Raw genomic sequence first — 14,542 nt, forward strand, 5'->3', positions numbered from 1 at the left:
TAGTGATGGACTCGGCGGGATTTGAACCCGCGGCCTCTGCCTTGCGAAGGCAGCGCTCTGCCCCTGAGCTACGAGCCCGCTCACACAAAAACGCATGCAGCAAGCCCCTTACAACGTTCGAGATGTTATACCCCTCGCTCTTTAGAGCCTCGACCATCCGCCTATCGAGGTAGAGTGTTGTTCGGTATAGCTCGCCGTCATGCGGTTTTTGTTGATTGGTGCTTTGCATAATTTATGCAACCTTGCATAACCTTATCTTATTTAGGGCTTGTGGGAGGTCTTGAGCCTTGCCAACCACAGCACCCAACCCCGTTATGCACTATGCCTATTTAGTCTTTCTCATTTTTGGAAAAGTTTGCAGAAATGAGATAACGCTAACGGCACACCTCTGGCTCCTTGAGCACACACCCACTGTTGTAAAAGCGACAGTGCTCACATGGCTTTGAGCCATATCGCTCCTTGAGGAACAGATGTATCGGGGTGCTGGAATAGGTAGAGCTTCATCTATCAGCCTCCCTCCTCAGCTCTCTCAGCAAAGACAAAAGTTCCATCTGGAGCCTCTCACACTGTGCCCTATCCATGCGAATGGCCCACCTGCACAGCACGAGAGCCTGAGATATAGCACCATACGCATGTGGCACAAGCTCCCCTATCTCTCCTTCTAATTGTTCTATCTTCCTTTCTGCAACCCTTGTGGGGTCTATCTCTGATTTAGCCAGCAGCTCTGCAATCAACCTGCCATAGGTCTTAACCCCTGTGGCAGCCTTTAACCTTGAGAGCTCATCATACAGGTATGAGGGGATTTTGATAGCCTTATACTCTTTTTCTACCTGAGTAGAATTTTCTACCTTTTTTCGGAGGTGATGTTCTACCATTCTCCTTCTCTCCTCCTTTTTCATCCTTCTATCCACTAACCGTGATACTATACTACTACACTAATGGCTAAAGCGCATCGTGATAGCCACCATTGCCATCATCGGGGGGCTGCTTGGCATAGACACATCAGGGATATTGCATTGAGGTGGTGGCATGGCACAGGCTAAAATCTGTGTGGGAAAGAAGAGGAGAAGGTGCAAGACCATCCAGCTCAAGAGCGGTGCCTTCCCACAGGGTGCCTTCTCAAGCATTGAGAGGCTGCTCAAGGTGGCAAGGAGGATGGTGAGAAGGGACGGCTATGCCACCACCATAAGGCGGCTGAACCTCTTGAGGGTGTGGAACAAGAGCAGAAACCCCACCCTCGCAAGGCGGTGTGAGAGGGTGATGGAGAGGCTTAAGGCAGAGCACGAGGGCTGATAAAGTTCTTCTAATCCAATGCATCAGTTCCACTGGGAGGCTATTGAGAGAGTGAAGAAAAGAACAGATGAGCCCACTATTGATGCCATCATAGATGTAGCTGAGATAGTAAAGACACACAATAAAATCATCAGAAAGTATGGTGGGGAGAAGGGCATACTCAACAGAAGTGAGCTTGAGTTTGCCACTGGATGGGTAAGGAGCCACCCCAAGAAAAGTGTTATCTGGAAGGCTGCCATTCTCATAAGGGGCATAGTATGTGGTCATCCCTTTGTGGACGGCAACAAGAGAACTGGGCTGGCAATCACTGAGGCACTTCTTGATTGCTATGGCTATGAGCTGGTTGCCCCCTCGGATGAGGTGAAAGAGTTTGTTCTTTCTGTCGCCATAGAGGGGTGGTCTGTGGATAGGATTGTGGCATGGCTAAAAGCCAATGTAGCCAAGAAAAGGTAGATATAGAGGGGAATGGAAAAAGAGTATGATGGCCGAGAAGATTGAGCTAAAAAAAGAGGAGGAGCTGAGAAGGCTCTGGAGAAGAACCGTGGATGAGTGTTTGAAGAAAAGAGACGCACTCATGAAGGAGCTTGCGAAGCTGTGAGCATGAAGAAAGTAAAGCTCAACAGTCCAGAACCTTGAGAAGCTGCCAGAGGGGGAGTGGGTCAGGGTGGAAAAGTTCCAGCCTAAGGTTTAGACCTGTTTTTGTGGATGAGGTGCCCAAGAACGCTAAAACCCCCATCAAAAAGCCCTAACCCTTTGCGTCTATCGTTTTTGCCATCTCACTGAGAGCACTCAGAGCCCCTCACAACAAGGGGGCAGGTATGTTAGCACCTAAAGACCCCTAAACATGCCCTGTAGGGTGAATAAGGGGGTGGGTGTTAGCGCTTGAGGTTCCCATACTCATCAAAACCCCTGCCATCAAGCACAGCGAGCACATAAGAGGCTATATCTGGATAAACCTCATCGGCTGCTAATATGCTGTTCTGGTAGCTCTCTCCCGATACGCTCTGGGAGCGCCCAGCTATGAAGGTAGCCACATCCTCACTTATGCCCAGCTTGCTCTTTAGCGTCATAACGTTATAGTGCCATTTTCTCAAGCTGTTGGGGTCTGCCCTTGTTGCTGGCACCTTTCTGTTTCTATCCACTCTTTTGATGCTATATACTGCCTTATCGAGCGTGCTACACTCACCATGCCCTCACTGCCCCTCTTTGCCCTCTCGTTCAGGTAGCTCTCAAGAGCAAATAGCTCATCCTCCCACACCGTGGGGTAGTATAGCACATTAGCCCTCTTCTTGCCCTCTGAGAGGTGCTTTATGCTCACCCTCTTTATGCCTGTGTGCCTCCCATTCAGCCTTACCTCTACCACATCAAGGCTTGATAGCTGGGAGATTGCCTTTAAGAGATGTGTAAACCTCTGACCGCTAAACGCCAGCATATCATATATCAGCTGATACTTTGATGCTGTATCCTTGTTCTCTCATCGTGGTGTATGTTGCCACATAGCCCTCATACACCTCCTTATCTGTGAGGTGCACCTCTCTGGGCTTGGAGGATGGCACCCACACCTTGTTTAGCCAGCTATCCCAGTTCTGCCCTCCAATCTCATAAAAATTTAGATAGTTGAAGAAAGCCCTCAAGCCCTTTGCCAATGGGTCTTTGTTGTGCTCAGCCAGCCACTTGCTAAGCTCCACGGGGGTTGTGATGGGCTCAATCTCTCCCCTCTCATACGGCTCTATGAGGTTTAGCTCCACAGAGCGCAGCCACCCCTCTGCGGTACTGCTTTAAATCAGCTCTATGTTGCTTGAAAAACTCTTGTAGGACGAATGGGGATGATTGAAGCCCGATTAGCTCCGATTGTGGCGAGAGAAGCCCATAATCTGCCTCTGCCTTCACAAGGCAGCGCTCTGCCCCTGAGCTACGAGCCCTTCAACAGCGGAGACTTGGGCTCCATTGCCACCTTCCCTCACCACTGCTGATATATAACTGTTCTCAAGCTGTGGAAGCCCTGTGCGCTTTTGGTGATGTGGCACATTCCACGTCAAGCATCAGAAGTAAGAAAAGCCACCCATTAGGAGGGGGTGTGGGTGGGCCCCTGCTGGGCTCCACCCAACAAGGGGGGAGGGGCAATAGTACACACAAAGTATATAAGCGTTTCTCAGGCGGCAGAATGGGAGGGCAGAGTGAGAGTACACTCCACAGACAGTCCCCCACAAAGGTATTATATATTTTTGCCCGATAGTGAGATAGGGGAGAGATATGAGGGCTATCATTGTGCTGTTGCTTTCTGCTTTGCTCCTCGTACTCAGCTGTGGCACTGCGTCATCGAGCACGCTGTACGTGCCAGATGGATATCCCACCATTCAGGCTGCGGTGGACAACGCCACCGCTGGGGACACGATAGTCATCAGAAACGGAACGTATCTCGAGAACGTTGTGGTGAACAAGAGCATCACGATAACCTCCGATAGCGGACCAGACTACACAACTGTCAACGCATCCAACGAGAGCGACAACGTGTTCACAATCACCGCATCCAACGTCAGCATAACGGGGCTCACCATAGGGAGGGCAAGGGACGTCGCCATTAGGGCGGGTGTGTATCTTGGAGGGGTGCAGAACTGCACAATCTCGAACAACGTGATAACAGGCAACGCACGGGGCATCTATGTGAGTGGTGGAGGGCATCACAACATATCGCACAACCGCATAGAGTCAAACAGCGTTGCTGGAATATACATGTACTACTCCTCCCACAACACCATCACGGACAGCTACATGGGCTCGAACGGCGTGGGCGTTTGCCTCGACTACTACTGCGACTACAACACGCTGTACAACAACTCAATCCAGCACAACAGCGGTGAGGGCGTATACCTTGACTACTCCTCCCACAACACCATCGCCAACTGCTCGCTCATTAACAACAGTGGTGAGGGCGAGGTATACCTCTACTTATCCGACTACAACACCATCGAAAACAGCTCGCTCATGAGCGGCAACCTATCATATGGTGGCGGGCGTGGAATGTTCATGGATGGTGCAGACCACTGCACAATCAGGGGGAACATAATAAGGTGCAACTACGTGGGCATCTACCTGTACTCTGGCTGCGACAACAACCTCATCTACAACAACCTCTTCAACCACTCCCAGTACGACGCCTATGTGAGCGATGCCCGCTTCAACAGGTGGAACATAACGAAGACGCCCGGAAGGAACATCGTCGGAGGTCCGTATCTTGGTGGGAACTACTGGAGCACGTACAACGGCACTGACACCAACGGAGACGGGCTCGGGGACACGCCATACACCGTGGCGGGTCTGAACGTGGACTACCTCCCACTCGTGAGACCTGCTGGTCCATCTCCACCCGTTGCGCTCTTTCACACCCTCCACGAGATCAACAACGTCGGGGTGCCCGTGAGGTTCATATCGGACTCGTATGACAGAGATGGCACCATCGTGTCGTGGACATGGGACTTTGGCGATGGCACCAACGCAACAGGGGAGAATGTGAGCCACACCTACTCGGCCTACAGGTGGGATGCGACCAACAGCACGTATCTTCCCTACTCCGTGAGCCTCACCGTGGTGGACAACAGCAGTGCCAATAACACCACCACACGTGCTGTGATGGTGTACATGGCTGGGGGGATGCAAATGGAGATGGCAGGGTGAACATAGTGGATGCCTCCTTGGTGGGCCTGCACTGGAACGCACGCCGTGGCACCGCTGGATACCACCATGGCGCTGACCTGAACAACGACGACAGAGTGAACATACTGGATGCCGCCCTCGTGGGGCTGAACTGGAACAGGGTGGCATCGTCTGGAGGTGTGTGATGGCCATCGAAGGGGTATCTCATGGGTAGGCTGCTGATAGTGTCGAACCGATTGCCCATCAGCGTGGAGAAGAGGAGGGAAAAACTGAGCTTTCACCCCAGCATGGGTGGTGTTGCCACCGGGCTCGGTGCCTTTCACAGGGCGCACGACTCGCTGTGGATTGGCTGGCCCGGTGTGGCGCTGGATGAGCTGAGCGAGCACGAAAGATGTGAGCTGGAGCGCAGGCTCGAGGACGAGCGATGCCGTCCCGTGTTCCTCTCGGCGAGCGACGTGGAGGGCTACTACCATGGCTTTTGCAACAGGACGATATGGCCCCTCTTCCACTGCTTCACCCAGTACCCAGTGTATGAGAAGGAGCTGTGGGAGCGCTACAGGAGGGTAAACGAGGCGTTCTGTGATGCAGTGCTGAGGGTGGCGGGAGAGGACGACGTGGTGTGGGTTCACGACTACCAGCTGATGCTGCTCCCGAAGCTCATCAGAGAGCAGCGCCCAGATGCCACCATAGGCTTCTTCCTTCACATTCCCTTCCCCTCGTTCGAGGTGTTCCGCCTGCTGCCGTGGAGAAGGGAGCTACTGGATGGGATGCTGGGAGCCGACCTCGTGGGCCTTCACACCTACCACTATGCCCAGAACTTCATCGAGAGCGTGCGCCAGCTGTTCGGCTATGAGGACTCCTTTGGGCAGATAACTGCTGGTGAGCGCGTGGTAAAGGTGGATGTGTTCCCCATGGGGATACCCTATGAGCGCTTTGCCAGTGCGGTGCACGACCCAGCGGTGCAGAGGGAGGCGAAAAAGATGCTCAGGCAGACTGTGGGGCGCAAGGTCATCCTGTCCATCGACCGCATGGACTATACCAAGGGCATCCTTCAGCGGCTGAAGGCGTTCGATGCGTTCTTGGAGCGCTATCCAGAGTACAGGGAAAGGGTGACCCTCATACTGGTGGCAGTACCCTCCCGCACGGGAGTGGAGCACTATGCCCAGCTGAAGAGGAAGGTCAACGAGCTCGTGGGGAACATCAACGGAAAGCACGCCACGATGGGCTGGATTCCCATCTGGTACATGTCCCGTGGGCTGCCCTTCAAGAGGCTCGTTGCGCTGTATTCAATCGCTGACGTGGCACTCATCACCCCCCTGAGGGATGGAATGAACCTGATGGCAAAGGAGTTCATCGCCTCCAAGACGGATGGCAGGGGCGTGCTGATACTGAGCGAGATGGCTGGGGCTGCCGAGGAGCTGGGAGAGGCAATCATCGTGAACCCAAACAGTGAGGAGGAGGTCGTGCATGCCATGAGGCGGGCGCTGGAGATGCCCCAGCAGGAGCAGGTGGAGCGCAACAGAATCATGCAGGCAAGGCTCAGGCGGTATGACGTGGGGCGGTGGGCAGGCGAGTTTCTGGAGGGGTTGAAGGCAATCAGAGCAACGCAGATGGAGCTCAAGGCACGAAGGCTCACCCCAGAGGTGAGGGAGGGGCTGCTGAGGGATTATGCATCCGCAGAGAGGCGGCTGATACTGCTGGACTATGACGGCACCCTCGTTCCGTTCGAGAGGAGACCAGAAAGGGCAGTGCCCGATGAGGAGCTGCTCGGACTGCTCGATGCCCTGTCCCGCGAGCCCAAGAACAGGGTGGTGGTGATAAGCGGGCGAAGCAGGGCGACGCTGGACGCATGGTTTGGCAGCCTCGATGTGGTGCTCATTGCTGAGCACGGCGTGTGGGTCAGGCAGGGAGAGGAATGGGAGAGGACAGAGTCCATCGGGAGCGAGTGGAAGGAAGAGATACGCCCATTGCTCGAGCTCTACGTGGACAGGACTCCTGGCTCGTTCATCGAGGAAAAGGACTTCTCCTTGGTGTGGCACTACCGCAATGCAGACCCCCGCCTCGCCTCTATAAGGGCAAGGGAGCTGAAGGATGCCCTGCTGAGCATGACTGCCAACCTCAACCTCGGGGTGATGGAGGGCAGCAAGGTGCTCGAAATCAAGGATGCCGTCATCAACAAGGGCAGGTCTGCGCTGCGGTGCATGTCCTGGGAGGACTGGGATTTCATTCTCGCTGTGGGCGATGACAGGACGGACGAGGACATGTTTGCCGTGCTGCCCGCATGGGCTTACTCCATCAAGGTGGGGCTTGGGCTCTCGAGGGCGAGATTCAGCATGGGCTCCCACCATGAGGTGAGGGGGCTGCTCGGGGAGCTTGTCGCCATAGAGGACGAGGGCTGACAACCATTATAAACCATGTGCGTTTAAGAGAGGAAGGTGTCATGAGACGCTACATAGAAGACTACAGGGATATTGTGGGGGATGAGGTCATATACGAGATATGCAAGGAGGCAAGAAAGCTCTACGGAAAGCACATCCTCCACATAAACTCCACCTATCAGGGTGGTGGTGTCGCTGAGATTCTGAGCGCTGGCGTATCGCTGATGAATGATGTGGGTGTGGACACTGGCTGGAGGATACTGCACGGTTCTCCGGACTTCTTCACGATAACCAAGAAGTTCCACAACGCGCTTCAGGGGGAGCACATACACTTCACCGAGATGAAAAAGAGCCTGTACATGCAGACAAACGAGGAGTTCGCCCAGTACACCCACATAAATCACGATATCATAGTGGTGCACGACCCCCAGCCCCTGCCCCTCATACGGTTCTACAAGAAAAAGCAGCCATGGATATGGAGATGCCACGTGGACCTATCGAACCCCAACCCAGAGGTGTGGGACTTCCTCAAGAGCTTCATCCTCAGATACGATGCAGTGTGGGTGTCGAACGAGAAGTACAAGAGCGATGATCTGCCCGTGGAGCAGAGGGTGATTCACCCCTTCATCGACCCGCTGAGCTCCAAGAACATCGAGCTACCAGAGAGTGTTATCAAGAAGTACCTGAGGAAGTTCTCCATACCCACCGACAAGCCCATCATCACACAGGTATCGAGGTTCGACAAGTGGAAGGACCCCATGGGCGTGGTGGAGGTGTTCAAGCTCGTGAAGGAGGAGATGGACTGCAGGCTGGTGCTCTGCGGCTCTGCGGCAAGGGACGACCCAGAGGCCACGGTGATTTACGAAGAGGTGAGGAGGAAGGCAAAGCCCCTGATAAAGAGCGGGGATGTGATTCTGATAACCCGTGAGAACAACATCCTCGTGAACGCTCTGCAGCGCACTGCCGCTGTGGTGCTACAGAAGTCGCTCAGGGAGGGCTTTGGGCTCACCGTGACTGAGGCGCTCTGGAAGGCAAAGCCGGTGGTGGCGTCCAACGTGGGGGGAATTCCCCTTCAGATAGAGGATGGCAAGAGCGGCTATCTGGTGGAACCCAATGACGTGGAGGGCTTCGCAGACAGGGTGATAGAGCTCATGCAAAAGCCAGAGAAGGCAGCCCAGATGGGCAGGCGGGGCAGGAAGACTGTGAAGGAGAAGTTCCTCATCACGAGGGGTCTCTTGGAGCACATCAGGCTGCTTAGCGAGTTTGCGTGAGCTATATCCTCACGACGGAGTTGTCCCCTATCTTGAAGCTGTGCCCCTTGGGAAGGCTGTTGCCCCTCTCCACGAGGGCATCCCTTCCTATCAGGCTGTCCACGACCCTCTCCACATCGAGTATCCTCGCCCCCTCCATCACCACTGAGCCCTCGACCTCCGTGCCCACTATCTCGCACCCATCCCCGATGCTGGTGTACGGTCCGATGTAGGCGTTGGATATCGTGCACTCCCTTCCTATGATGGCGGGCCCCTTCACCACAGAGCCATCCCTGAGCACCGTGCCCTCGCCCACCACCACCCTCCCCCTGATGATGGCGTCCTCCACAGTGCCCCTGATGTCGGTGTGGATGTCGTCGAGCACGAGGGTGTTCGCCTCCAGTATGTCCTCGGACTTGCCCGTGTCCTTCCACCATCCATCCACGATTGACGCCTTCACGCTGTATCCATGGTCTATGAGCCACTGAATGGCGTCCGTGATTTCGAGCTCGTTCCTCCACGATGGGGTTATGGAGTGCACTGCATCGAATATGACGTGCCTGAACAGGTATATGCCCACGAGGGCGAGGTCGGATGGGGGGTGCTCTGGCTTCTCTATCAGCCTCATCACCTTCCCCTGCTCATCGAGCTGTGCCACGCCAAACTGCTGGGGGTTGTTCACGTGGCTCAGCAGTATGCTCGCATCCACGCCCGAGCTTAGAAAGTCGTCCACGTGCCTCGTGATGCCCTCCCTCAGGATGTTGTCTCCGAGGTACACCACGAACGGCTCGTCTTTGAGAAAGCCCTGCGATATCTTGACGGCATGGGCGATGCCCCTTGGGGCATCCTGCTCTATGAACTCGATTGTCGCATCCCACTCCCTCGAGAGCACGGTGTCCATCACCTGCTCCTTGTTGGGACCCACCACGATGCCTATCTCGTGTATCCCAGCCTCTATGATGTCCTCTATCGCATAGAACAGTATGGGCTTGTTTGCCACTGGAATGAGCTGCTTTTGATATGAGTACGTGATGGGCCTGAGCCGGGTGCCATGCCCACCAGAGAGCACAAGACCCCTCATGGTATATGGGTTGGACTGTGGGGGTTTTAACTTTGTCGGCGGGAAGTCCCCTTGCGAATAGGGGTAGTTCACTGCTTTCTACGTGCACCAAAACGCTATTACGGATGCCAACGAGCATGGAGCATGCGCATTCTCGTCGCGATGGACACATGCCCCCCGCTCACCGACGGTGTGCTAACGTATGTGCGTGAGGTGCTGGAGAGGCTCGCCACCCGCCACGAGGTGGTGGTGGCGCTCCCGGCGCTCCCCCACACCAGACCACGCACCCAAGAGGGGCTGGAGCACATCACGGAGCACATCACGGAGCACATCACGGTGTACATGCCCACCCTTGGGAGGCTTGCCGGGTACCCAGTCGCCATCCCCACCCCCACGCTGCACAGGGAGGTGGCACGCTCGGACGTGGTGTTCGTGCAGGATGCCGCCCCCATTGGCTCGGCTGCCGTGCTGCTCGCCTCGAGGAAGGGGGTGCCAGTGTGCATGTTCTGCCATCACGACGAGCGTGTGATGCTCTCGAGGGTGCTGGGGGCAGCACCGCTGGTGGACAGCTATATGGGGTGGCTGTACGGAAGATGCCAGCGGGTGCTGTTCGCAACCGCGAGGTTCCGTGCCAAGCTGGAGCGGGTGGGCGTGCCAGAGGAGAGGATGGTGTACGCCCCTTTCGCGGTGGACACCTCCCGCTTTTCGCCCCATGTAGGGAGGGGCTGGAGGCGCGAGTGGGGCATCCCGCAGGATGCGCCCGTTGCCCTGTACCTTGGAAGGCTCTCCCCTGAGAAAAACATATCCACTCTGATGAGGGCTGCGCACATCATCCTCGAGCGGCGGCAGGACGCATACTTCGTGCTCGCCGGCACGGGACCACTGCTGGAGAGGTGCAGGAGGATGGGCAGGAGGATGGCATCCTCCGACAGGCTGATAATCACGGGGTTCGTGCCCGATGCTGCGAGGGTGTATGCTGCGTGCGATGTGTTCGTGCTGCCCTCGCTGAACGAGAGCCAGTGCTTTGCCACGATGGAGGCGATGGCGAGCGGCCTTGCGTGTGTGGTGCCCTTCGAGCCCCCCTCGCCCTATTCGTACCTCGAGGATGAAGAGACGTGCGTGATGGTGAGGGACGTGATGGACGCCGAGGAGGTGGCAGAGAAGGTGCTGGAGCTCTTTGAACATCGAGAGAGGGCAAGGGCAATCGGAAGGCGGGCGCGGGAGCGCATGCTCTCGCTCTCGTGGGACGAGCACGTGTGCACACTCGAAAAGACGTTCGACGCTATTTCGAGAGCAGCTCCTCGTAGTAACCCTTGAGGGTCTTGCCCACGAGCTTGAGGTCGTGCTGCCTTGCAAGCTCGTATGCCCCTCTGGAGAGCCTCCTTCTCAGACTGGCATCCTCGAGCAGCACCTCCAGCTGGCGTGCGAACTCCTCAGGGCTCTTTGCCTTGAGGCAGTGCTTTTCCTCCTCGAGGTAGTCGAATGCTGGTATGCTGCTTATCAGCAGGGGCTTTCTGGCTGCCGCAGCCTCGAGCACCGCTATCCCCTGATTCTCCTCCCTGCTGGGAAACAGAAATATGTCTCCACCCGCATACGCATCCACCACGTCCTCCACGAACCCCGCGAACCTCACGTTGGGCGGAGCCTCCCGCACGAGCCTGAGCACCCTGGGGTCAGCCAGTTTTGAGATGGCACCATACCACACGAACGTGTTGTCAAACTGCCTTGCCACATCCACAAAGATGTCCACGCCCTTTCTCAGAAACACGTTGCCCACGCTGAAGGGCACGATTCCCTCCAGCCCCATCTTCCTGCGGTGCCTTTTTCTTCGCTCCTCCATGTGCGTGAACGCATCGAGGTCAACGCCGTTGCTGATGACCCTGATGTCGGCAACGATGCCATGGGAGAGCAGCACACGGCGGGTGTGCTCTGTGGGGCAGAGCACCATGTCTGCACTGCTGTACAGCATCCTGAGATAGCGGGCGAGCACTGGGGAGATGTACTCGCTGAAGATGAAGCTGCCCCTGAAGTCCTCTGCAGTGGTGTGGGCATGCATCACGACCTTTGCCTTCAGGGTGCGTGCGAGATATGCCCCCCTCGGACCTATGGTGTGTATGTGCACGATGTCGGCATCCCTGCAGTCCTCCACTATGTGCACTCCGTTGAGCAGAAGTGCCTTTCTGAAGTGCCTGATGGCAGCGCCTATCCCGCACTGGCGAAACAGGCTCTCCCCTTCCGCATACAGGCACACCTTCATGCACTATCCACAACTCCCATGCACATGCAGACACGCTATAAAAAGGTTGAGAGGGGCTCCCAGCTGCCCGTGAGCTTTCCAGCCCGTGCCAGCCTGCCAAGGGTGCGCACAGTCCTCTGGGAGGGGGGCTTGAAGCTTGCATGCTCGAGCGGTGTTGCGGGAAGGGGGATGAACGCATGTGCCCTCACCCTCCCTCCCCTTCTCACTATCCACTCCACCATCTCGAGGGTCGCCCGCTCGTCCTCCTCGTCCCCGATGGGAAGCCCGAAGATGAAGTCGGCAGTCGGGGTGAAGTCGGCATCGAGACATCGCTCCACTGCCTCGTATGCCTGCGCCACGGTGTGCCCTCTTCCAAGCCGCGCCAGCACGAGGTCGCTTCCCGACTGCACCCCTATGCTGATGGAGCGGTTGGCGCAGTACCTGTCCATCAGGGCAAGCGCCCGCTCACTCACGAACTCTGGCCTCACCTCGGAGGGGAACGTGCCAAAGAACACTCTCTTCCCATGAATTGCAGAGAGCAGCGCCTCCACCTTGTCCAGCCTCGGATGCACGCCGTCCGAGCCATAGCCGAGGGCATTTGGGGAGATGAATCGCACGTCCCTGTACGCCCCTGCAGCCTCCACGATGCTGGGGATGCTCCTGTGCCTTACGGTGTGCCCGAACAGCCTCGGGGTCTGGCAGTACGCACACGCATGGGGGCACCCCCTCGTGATTTCTATGGGCCCGCACAGCCTTCTTGAGTCGAAGGGTGGATACTCGTCGAGGCACACGGTAGAGCGCTGGGGGGTGTGGTGCATTCGTCCCTCGCGCACGTACGCCACCCCCTCCACGCCCTCTGGCTCGCATCCCCTCTCGATGGCATCCAGCAGCAATGGCAGGGCTTTCTCCCCCTCGCCCACCACCACGTAGTCGAAGTGCTCCAGCGCCTCCCTTGGCCTTGCCGAGGCGTGGGGTCCACCCGCCACCCACGTGGCATCCACCTTGCGCCTTCCAGCGTCCACCTCGGCGTACACCCTCCTGCTGAGGGGGGTGCAAAAGCTGTACAGCATCACGCCATCCTGGGGCTCCCTCACGATGTCCGCATTGGGCACACAGGGCAGAAGCGCTGCGATGCTGAACCTGCAAGTCCTGAAGTACCGAAAGTGCACGGGAATCATTCTATCTCGTGCAGCGCGAACTCCTCGTGCAGCACGGCCACCGCCCGCCGGGCGTCTCTCTCGTCAATCACGAACGAGATGTTGCTCTGGGAGGAGCCCTGGCTAATCATGATGACGTTTATGCCGTTTCTTCCCATCGTGGAGAACACCCTGCCAGCAACGCCGGGCGTGCCTATCATGCCAGCGCCCACCACCGCCACCACGCACACGTGCTCGTTGAGCGACACGTCCTTCACGATGTTGTGCCTGAACTCCTCTCTGAGTGTCCTCACCGCCCTCTGTGCATGCGCCTCGTCCACCACCATGGAGATGTTTGCCTCTGAGGAGCCCTGACTTATCATCCGTATGTTCACACCAGCACGGGCGAGGCTGGAGAACACGCGGGCTGCCACCCCTATCGTGCCTATCATCCCGCTTCCAGAGATGGTGATGAGTGCCACGTTGCGAATCACCGTTATCGCCTTCACGACTGACTTCGATGGCACGTGGTCTGCCACGATGAGCGTGCCCTCGCGCTCTGGATGGAACGTGTTCTTCACCCTCACGGGGATGCTGTGGCGTATTGCGGGCTCGATGGCGCGGGGATGGAGCACCTTTGCCCCAAAGTACGACATCTCCATCGCCTCTGCGTACGATATCTGCCGCAGCGACCTCGCCTCTGGCACCAGATGCGGGTCGGTGGTCATGATGCCATCGGTCTCCTTCCAGAGCCATATCTCGTGTGCCCCTATGCCCGCACCCACCAGCGACGCCGTGAGGTCAGAGCCTCCCCTGCCCAGCGTGGTGATTACGCCTCTCTCGTCTGCCCCCATGAACCCGCCCACCACGGGCACGCACTCCTCCAGCAGGGGCGCCACCCTCTGGGCGATGCGCTCGTATGTGATGTCGAGCGGTCTGGCATCCCCATGGGTGCTGTCTGTGAGGATGCCCGCCTCCATTCCATCCATGCTGCGCGAGGGCACCCCGATGCTCTGGAGGGCTCCAGCGAGCATCGGGGCTGCGAGCCGCTCCCCGAACGATGAGATGTAGTCCAGCGAGCGGGGCGTGAGTTCCCCGAGATAGCATATTCCCACGAGCGCACGCTCGAGGTCGTCGAGCAGCGTTGCGATGCTGTCCAGCACGTGCTCCCTCGTGGGCTCGTGCTCGATGCACACCTCAGCCGCTCGCTCGTGCTGGGTGCGAATATCGGACACGCTCTTCAGGACAGCATCGGCATCGCCCTTTTCAGATGCGGCTCTCGCTGCCATGAGCAGCGCATCGGTCACACCTTTCATGGCGGATGTGACAACCGCAATCTCGTGGCCCTGCTCCCTGTAGCTCCTCACGAGTGTTGCAACGTGCCTGATGCGCTCGCCATCCGCAACCGACGCCCCGCCAAACTTCATGACCAGCCGCATGCTCACACCAGCGAACACCACTTCGAGAGAACATTTAAGGCTTTTTGAGCATGTCAGCGGCTGAACTGGAGCACGCAGGAGGCGTACCCCTTACAC

The 14,542-nt window shown here is 57.2% G+C and carries 15 protein-coding genes and 1 tRNA gene; 7 read left to right on the forward strand and 9 right to left on the reverse strand.

Features of this window, described 5'->3' with window-relative positions; translation table 11 throughout:
- Positions 1–6: 6 nt before the first annotated feature.
- Together BP07_RS06210 and BP07_RS06215 are read right to left on the reverse strand one after the other, a co-directional pair.
- Positions 7–78, reverse strand: a tRNA-Ala gene (locus BP07_RS06210).
- Between the two features lie 422 nt (positions 79–500).
- Positions 501–911 (reverse strand): hypothetical protein, encoded by a 411-nt coding sequence (locus tag BP07_RS06215; RefSeq protein ID WP_157203129.1) that lies wholly within the window; start codon positions 909–911, stop codon positions 501–503.
- A gap of 118 nt (positions 912–1,029) precedes the next feature.
- On the opposite strand from BP07_RS06215, the gene BP07_RS06220 reads away from it, so the two are divergent.
- Positions 1,030–1,293 carry a hypothetical protein gene (locus BP07_RS06220; protein WP_042686994.1) on the forward strand — a complete coding sequence of 88 codons (264 nt, stop codon included), beginning with the start codon at positions 1,030–1,032 and terminating at the stop codon, positions 1,291–1,293.
- Positions 1,294–1,344: 51 nt separating this feature from the next.
- Positions 1,345–1,746 carry a type II toxin-antitoxin system death-on-curing family toxin gene (locus tag BP07_RS08415; RefSeq protein ID WP_052353302.1) on the forward strand — a complete coding sequence of 134 codons (402 nt, stop codon included), beginning with the start codon at positions 1,345–1,347 and terminating at the stop codon, positions 1,744–1,746.
- A 422-nt stretch (positions 1,747–2,168) separates the two neighbouring features.
- On the opposite strand, the gene BP07_RS06230 is transcribed toward BP07_RS08415, so the two are convergent.
- From BP07_RS06230 to BP07_RS06240, 3 genes are all read right to left on the reverse strand, one after another.
- Positions 2,169–2,435 (reverse strand): integrase, encoded by a 267-nt coding sequence (locus BP07_RS06230; RefSeq protein WP_245597070.1) that lies wholly within the window; start codon positions 2,433–2,435, stop codon positions 2,169–2,171.
- The gene (locus BP07_RS06235; RefSeq protein ID WP_169736258.1) at positions 2,384–2,656 is read right to left on the reverse strand and encodes a hypothetical protein; all 273 of its coding nucleotides are present in this window, start codon (positions 2,654–2,656) and stop codon (positions 2,384–2,386) included. The genes BP07_RS06230 and BP07_RS06235 overlap by 52 nt, the downstream gene beginning before the upstream one ends.
- Before the next feature lie 70 nt (positions 2,657–2,726).
- A complete protein-coding gene (locus BP07_RS06240; protein ID WP_042687000.1) occupies positions 2,727–3,041 on the reverse strand; it encodes a hypothetical protein in 315 nt (104 codons plus the stop codon).
- Between the two features lie 505 nt (positions 3,042–3,546).
- Here BP07_RS06240 and BP07_RS06245 point away from each other — a divergent pair.
- From BP07_RS06245 to BP07_RS06255, 4 genes are read left to right on the forward strand one after another with little or no spacing between them, the layout of a single operon-like run.
- Complete coding sequence (locus BP07_RS06245; RefSeq protein ID WP_042687001.1) at positions 3,547–4,968, forward strand: NosD domain-containing protein; 1,422 nt, start codon at positions 3,547–3,549, stop codon at positions 4,966–4,968.
- Positions 4,965–5,132, forward strand: coding sequence for a dockerin type I domain-containing protein (locus BP07_RS08860; protein WP_157203130.1), 168 nt, complete (start codon positions 4,965–4,967; stop codon positions 5,130–5,132). The genes BP07_RS06245 and BP07_RS08860 overlap by 4 nt, the downstream gene beginning before the upstream one ends.
- A gap of 21 nt (positions 5,133–5,153) precedes the next feature.
- Entirely contained in the window at positions 5,154–7,346 is a 2,193-nt protein-coding gene (locus BP07_RS06250; protein ID WP_042687003.1) for a bifunctional alpha,alpha-trehalose-phosphate synthase (UDP-forming)/trehalose-phosphatase, read from the forward strand.
- 41 nt (positions 7,347–7,387) lie between these two features.
- Positions 7,388–8,596: a glycosyltransferase gene (locus BP07_RS06255; RefSeq protein WP_042687006.1), complete on the forward strand. Its 1,209-nt coding sequence runs from the start codon at positions 7,388–7,390 to the stop codon at positions 8,594–8,596.
- A 1-nt stretch (position 8,597) separates the two neighbouring features.
- On the opposite strand, the gene BP07_RS06260 is transcribed toward BP07_RS06255, so the two are convergent.
- Positions 8,598–9,656 (reverse strand): glucose-1-phosphate thymidylyltransferase, encoded by a 1,059-nt coding sequence (locus BP07_RS06260; RefSeq protein ID WP_042687008.1) that lies wholly within the window; start codon positions 9,654–9,656, stop codon positions 8,598–8,600.
- Positions 9,657–9,779: 123 nt separating this feature from the next.
- Between BP07_RS06260 and BP07_RS06265 the strand changes: the two genes are divergently transcribed.
- On the forward strand, positions 9,780–10,952 hold the full coding sequence (locus tag BP07_RS06265) for a glycosyltransferase family 4 protein (RefSeq protein WP_042687010.1): 1,173 nt from the start codon (positions 9,780–9,782) through the stop codon (positions 10,950–10,952).
- On the opposite strand, the gene BP07_RS06270 is transcribed toward BP07_RS06265, so the two are convergent.
- Genes BP07_RS06270 through BP07_RS06280 form a run of 3 tightly spaced genes read right to left on the reverse strand, consistent with a single transcriptional unit; the run spans position 10,918 to position 14,446 of the window.
- Complete coding sequence (locus tag BP07_RS06270; protein ID WP_052353303.1) at positions 10,918–11,892, reverse strand: glycosyltransferase family 4 protein; 975 nt, start codon at positions 11,890–11,892, stop codon at positions 10,918–10,920. The genes BP07_RS06265 and BP07_RS06270 overlap by 35 nt on opposite strands.
- A 35-nt stretch (positions 11,893–11,927) precedes the next feature.
- Positions 11,928–13,049, reverse strand: a complete 1,122-nt coding sequence (locus BP07_RS06275) for a TIGR04013 family B12-binding domain/radical SAM domain-containing protein (protein WP_245597071.1) — start codon at positions 13,047–13,049, stop codon at positions 11,928–11,930.
- Positions 13,046–14,446, reverse strand: coding sequence for an aspartate kinase (locus BP07_RS06280; protein ID WP_042687077.1), 1,401 nt, complete (start codon positions 14,444–14,446; stop codon positions 13,046–13,048). The genes BP07_RS06275 and BP07_RS06280 overlap by 4 nt, the downstream gene beginning before the upstream one ends.
- Positions 14,447–14,542: the final 96 nt, after the last annotated feature.

It is taken from the genome of Methermicoccus shengliensis DSM 18856 (genome assembly GCF_000711905.1).
In the GTDB taxonomy this organism is placed as follows: domain Archaea; phylum Halobacteriota; class Methanosarcinia; order DSM-18856; family Methermicoccaceae; genus Methermicoccus; species Methermicoccus shengliensis.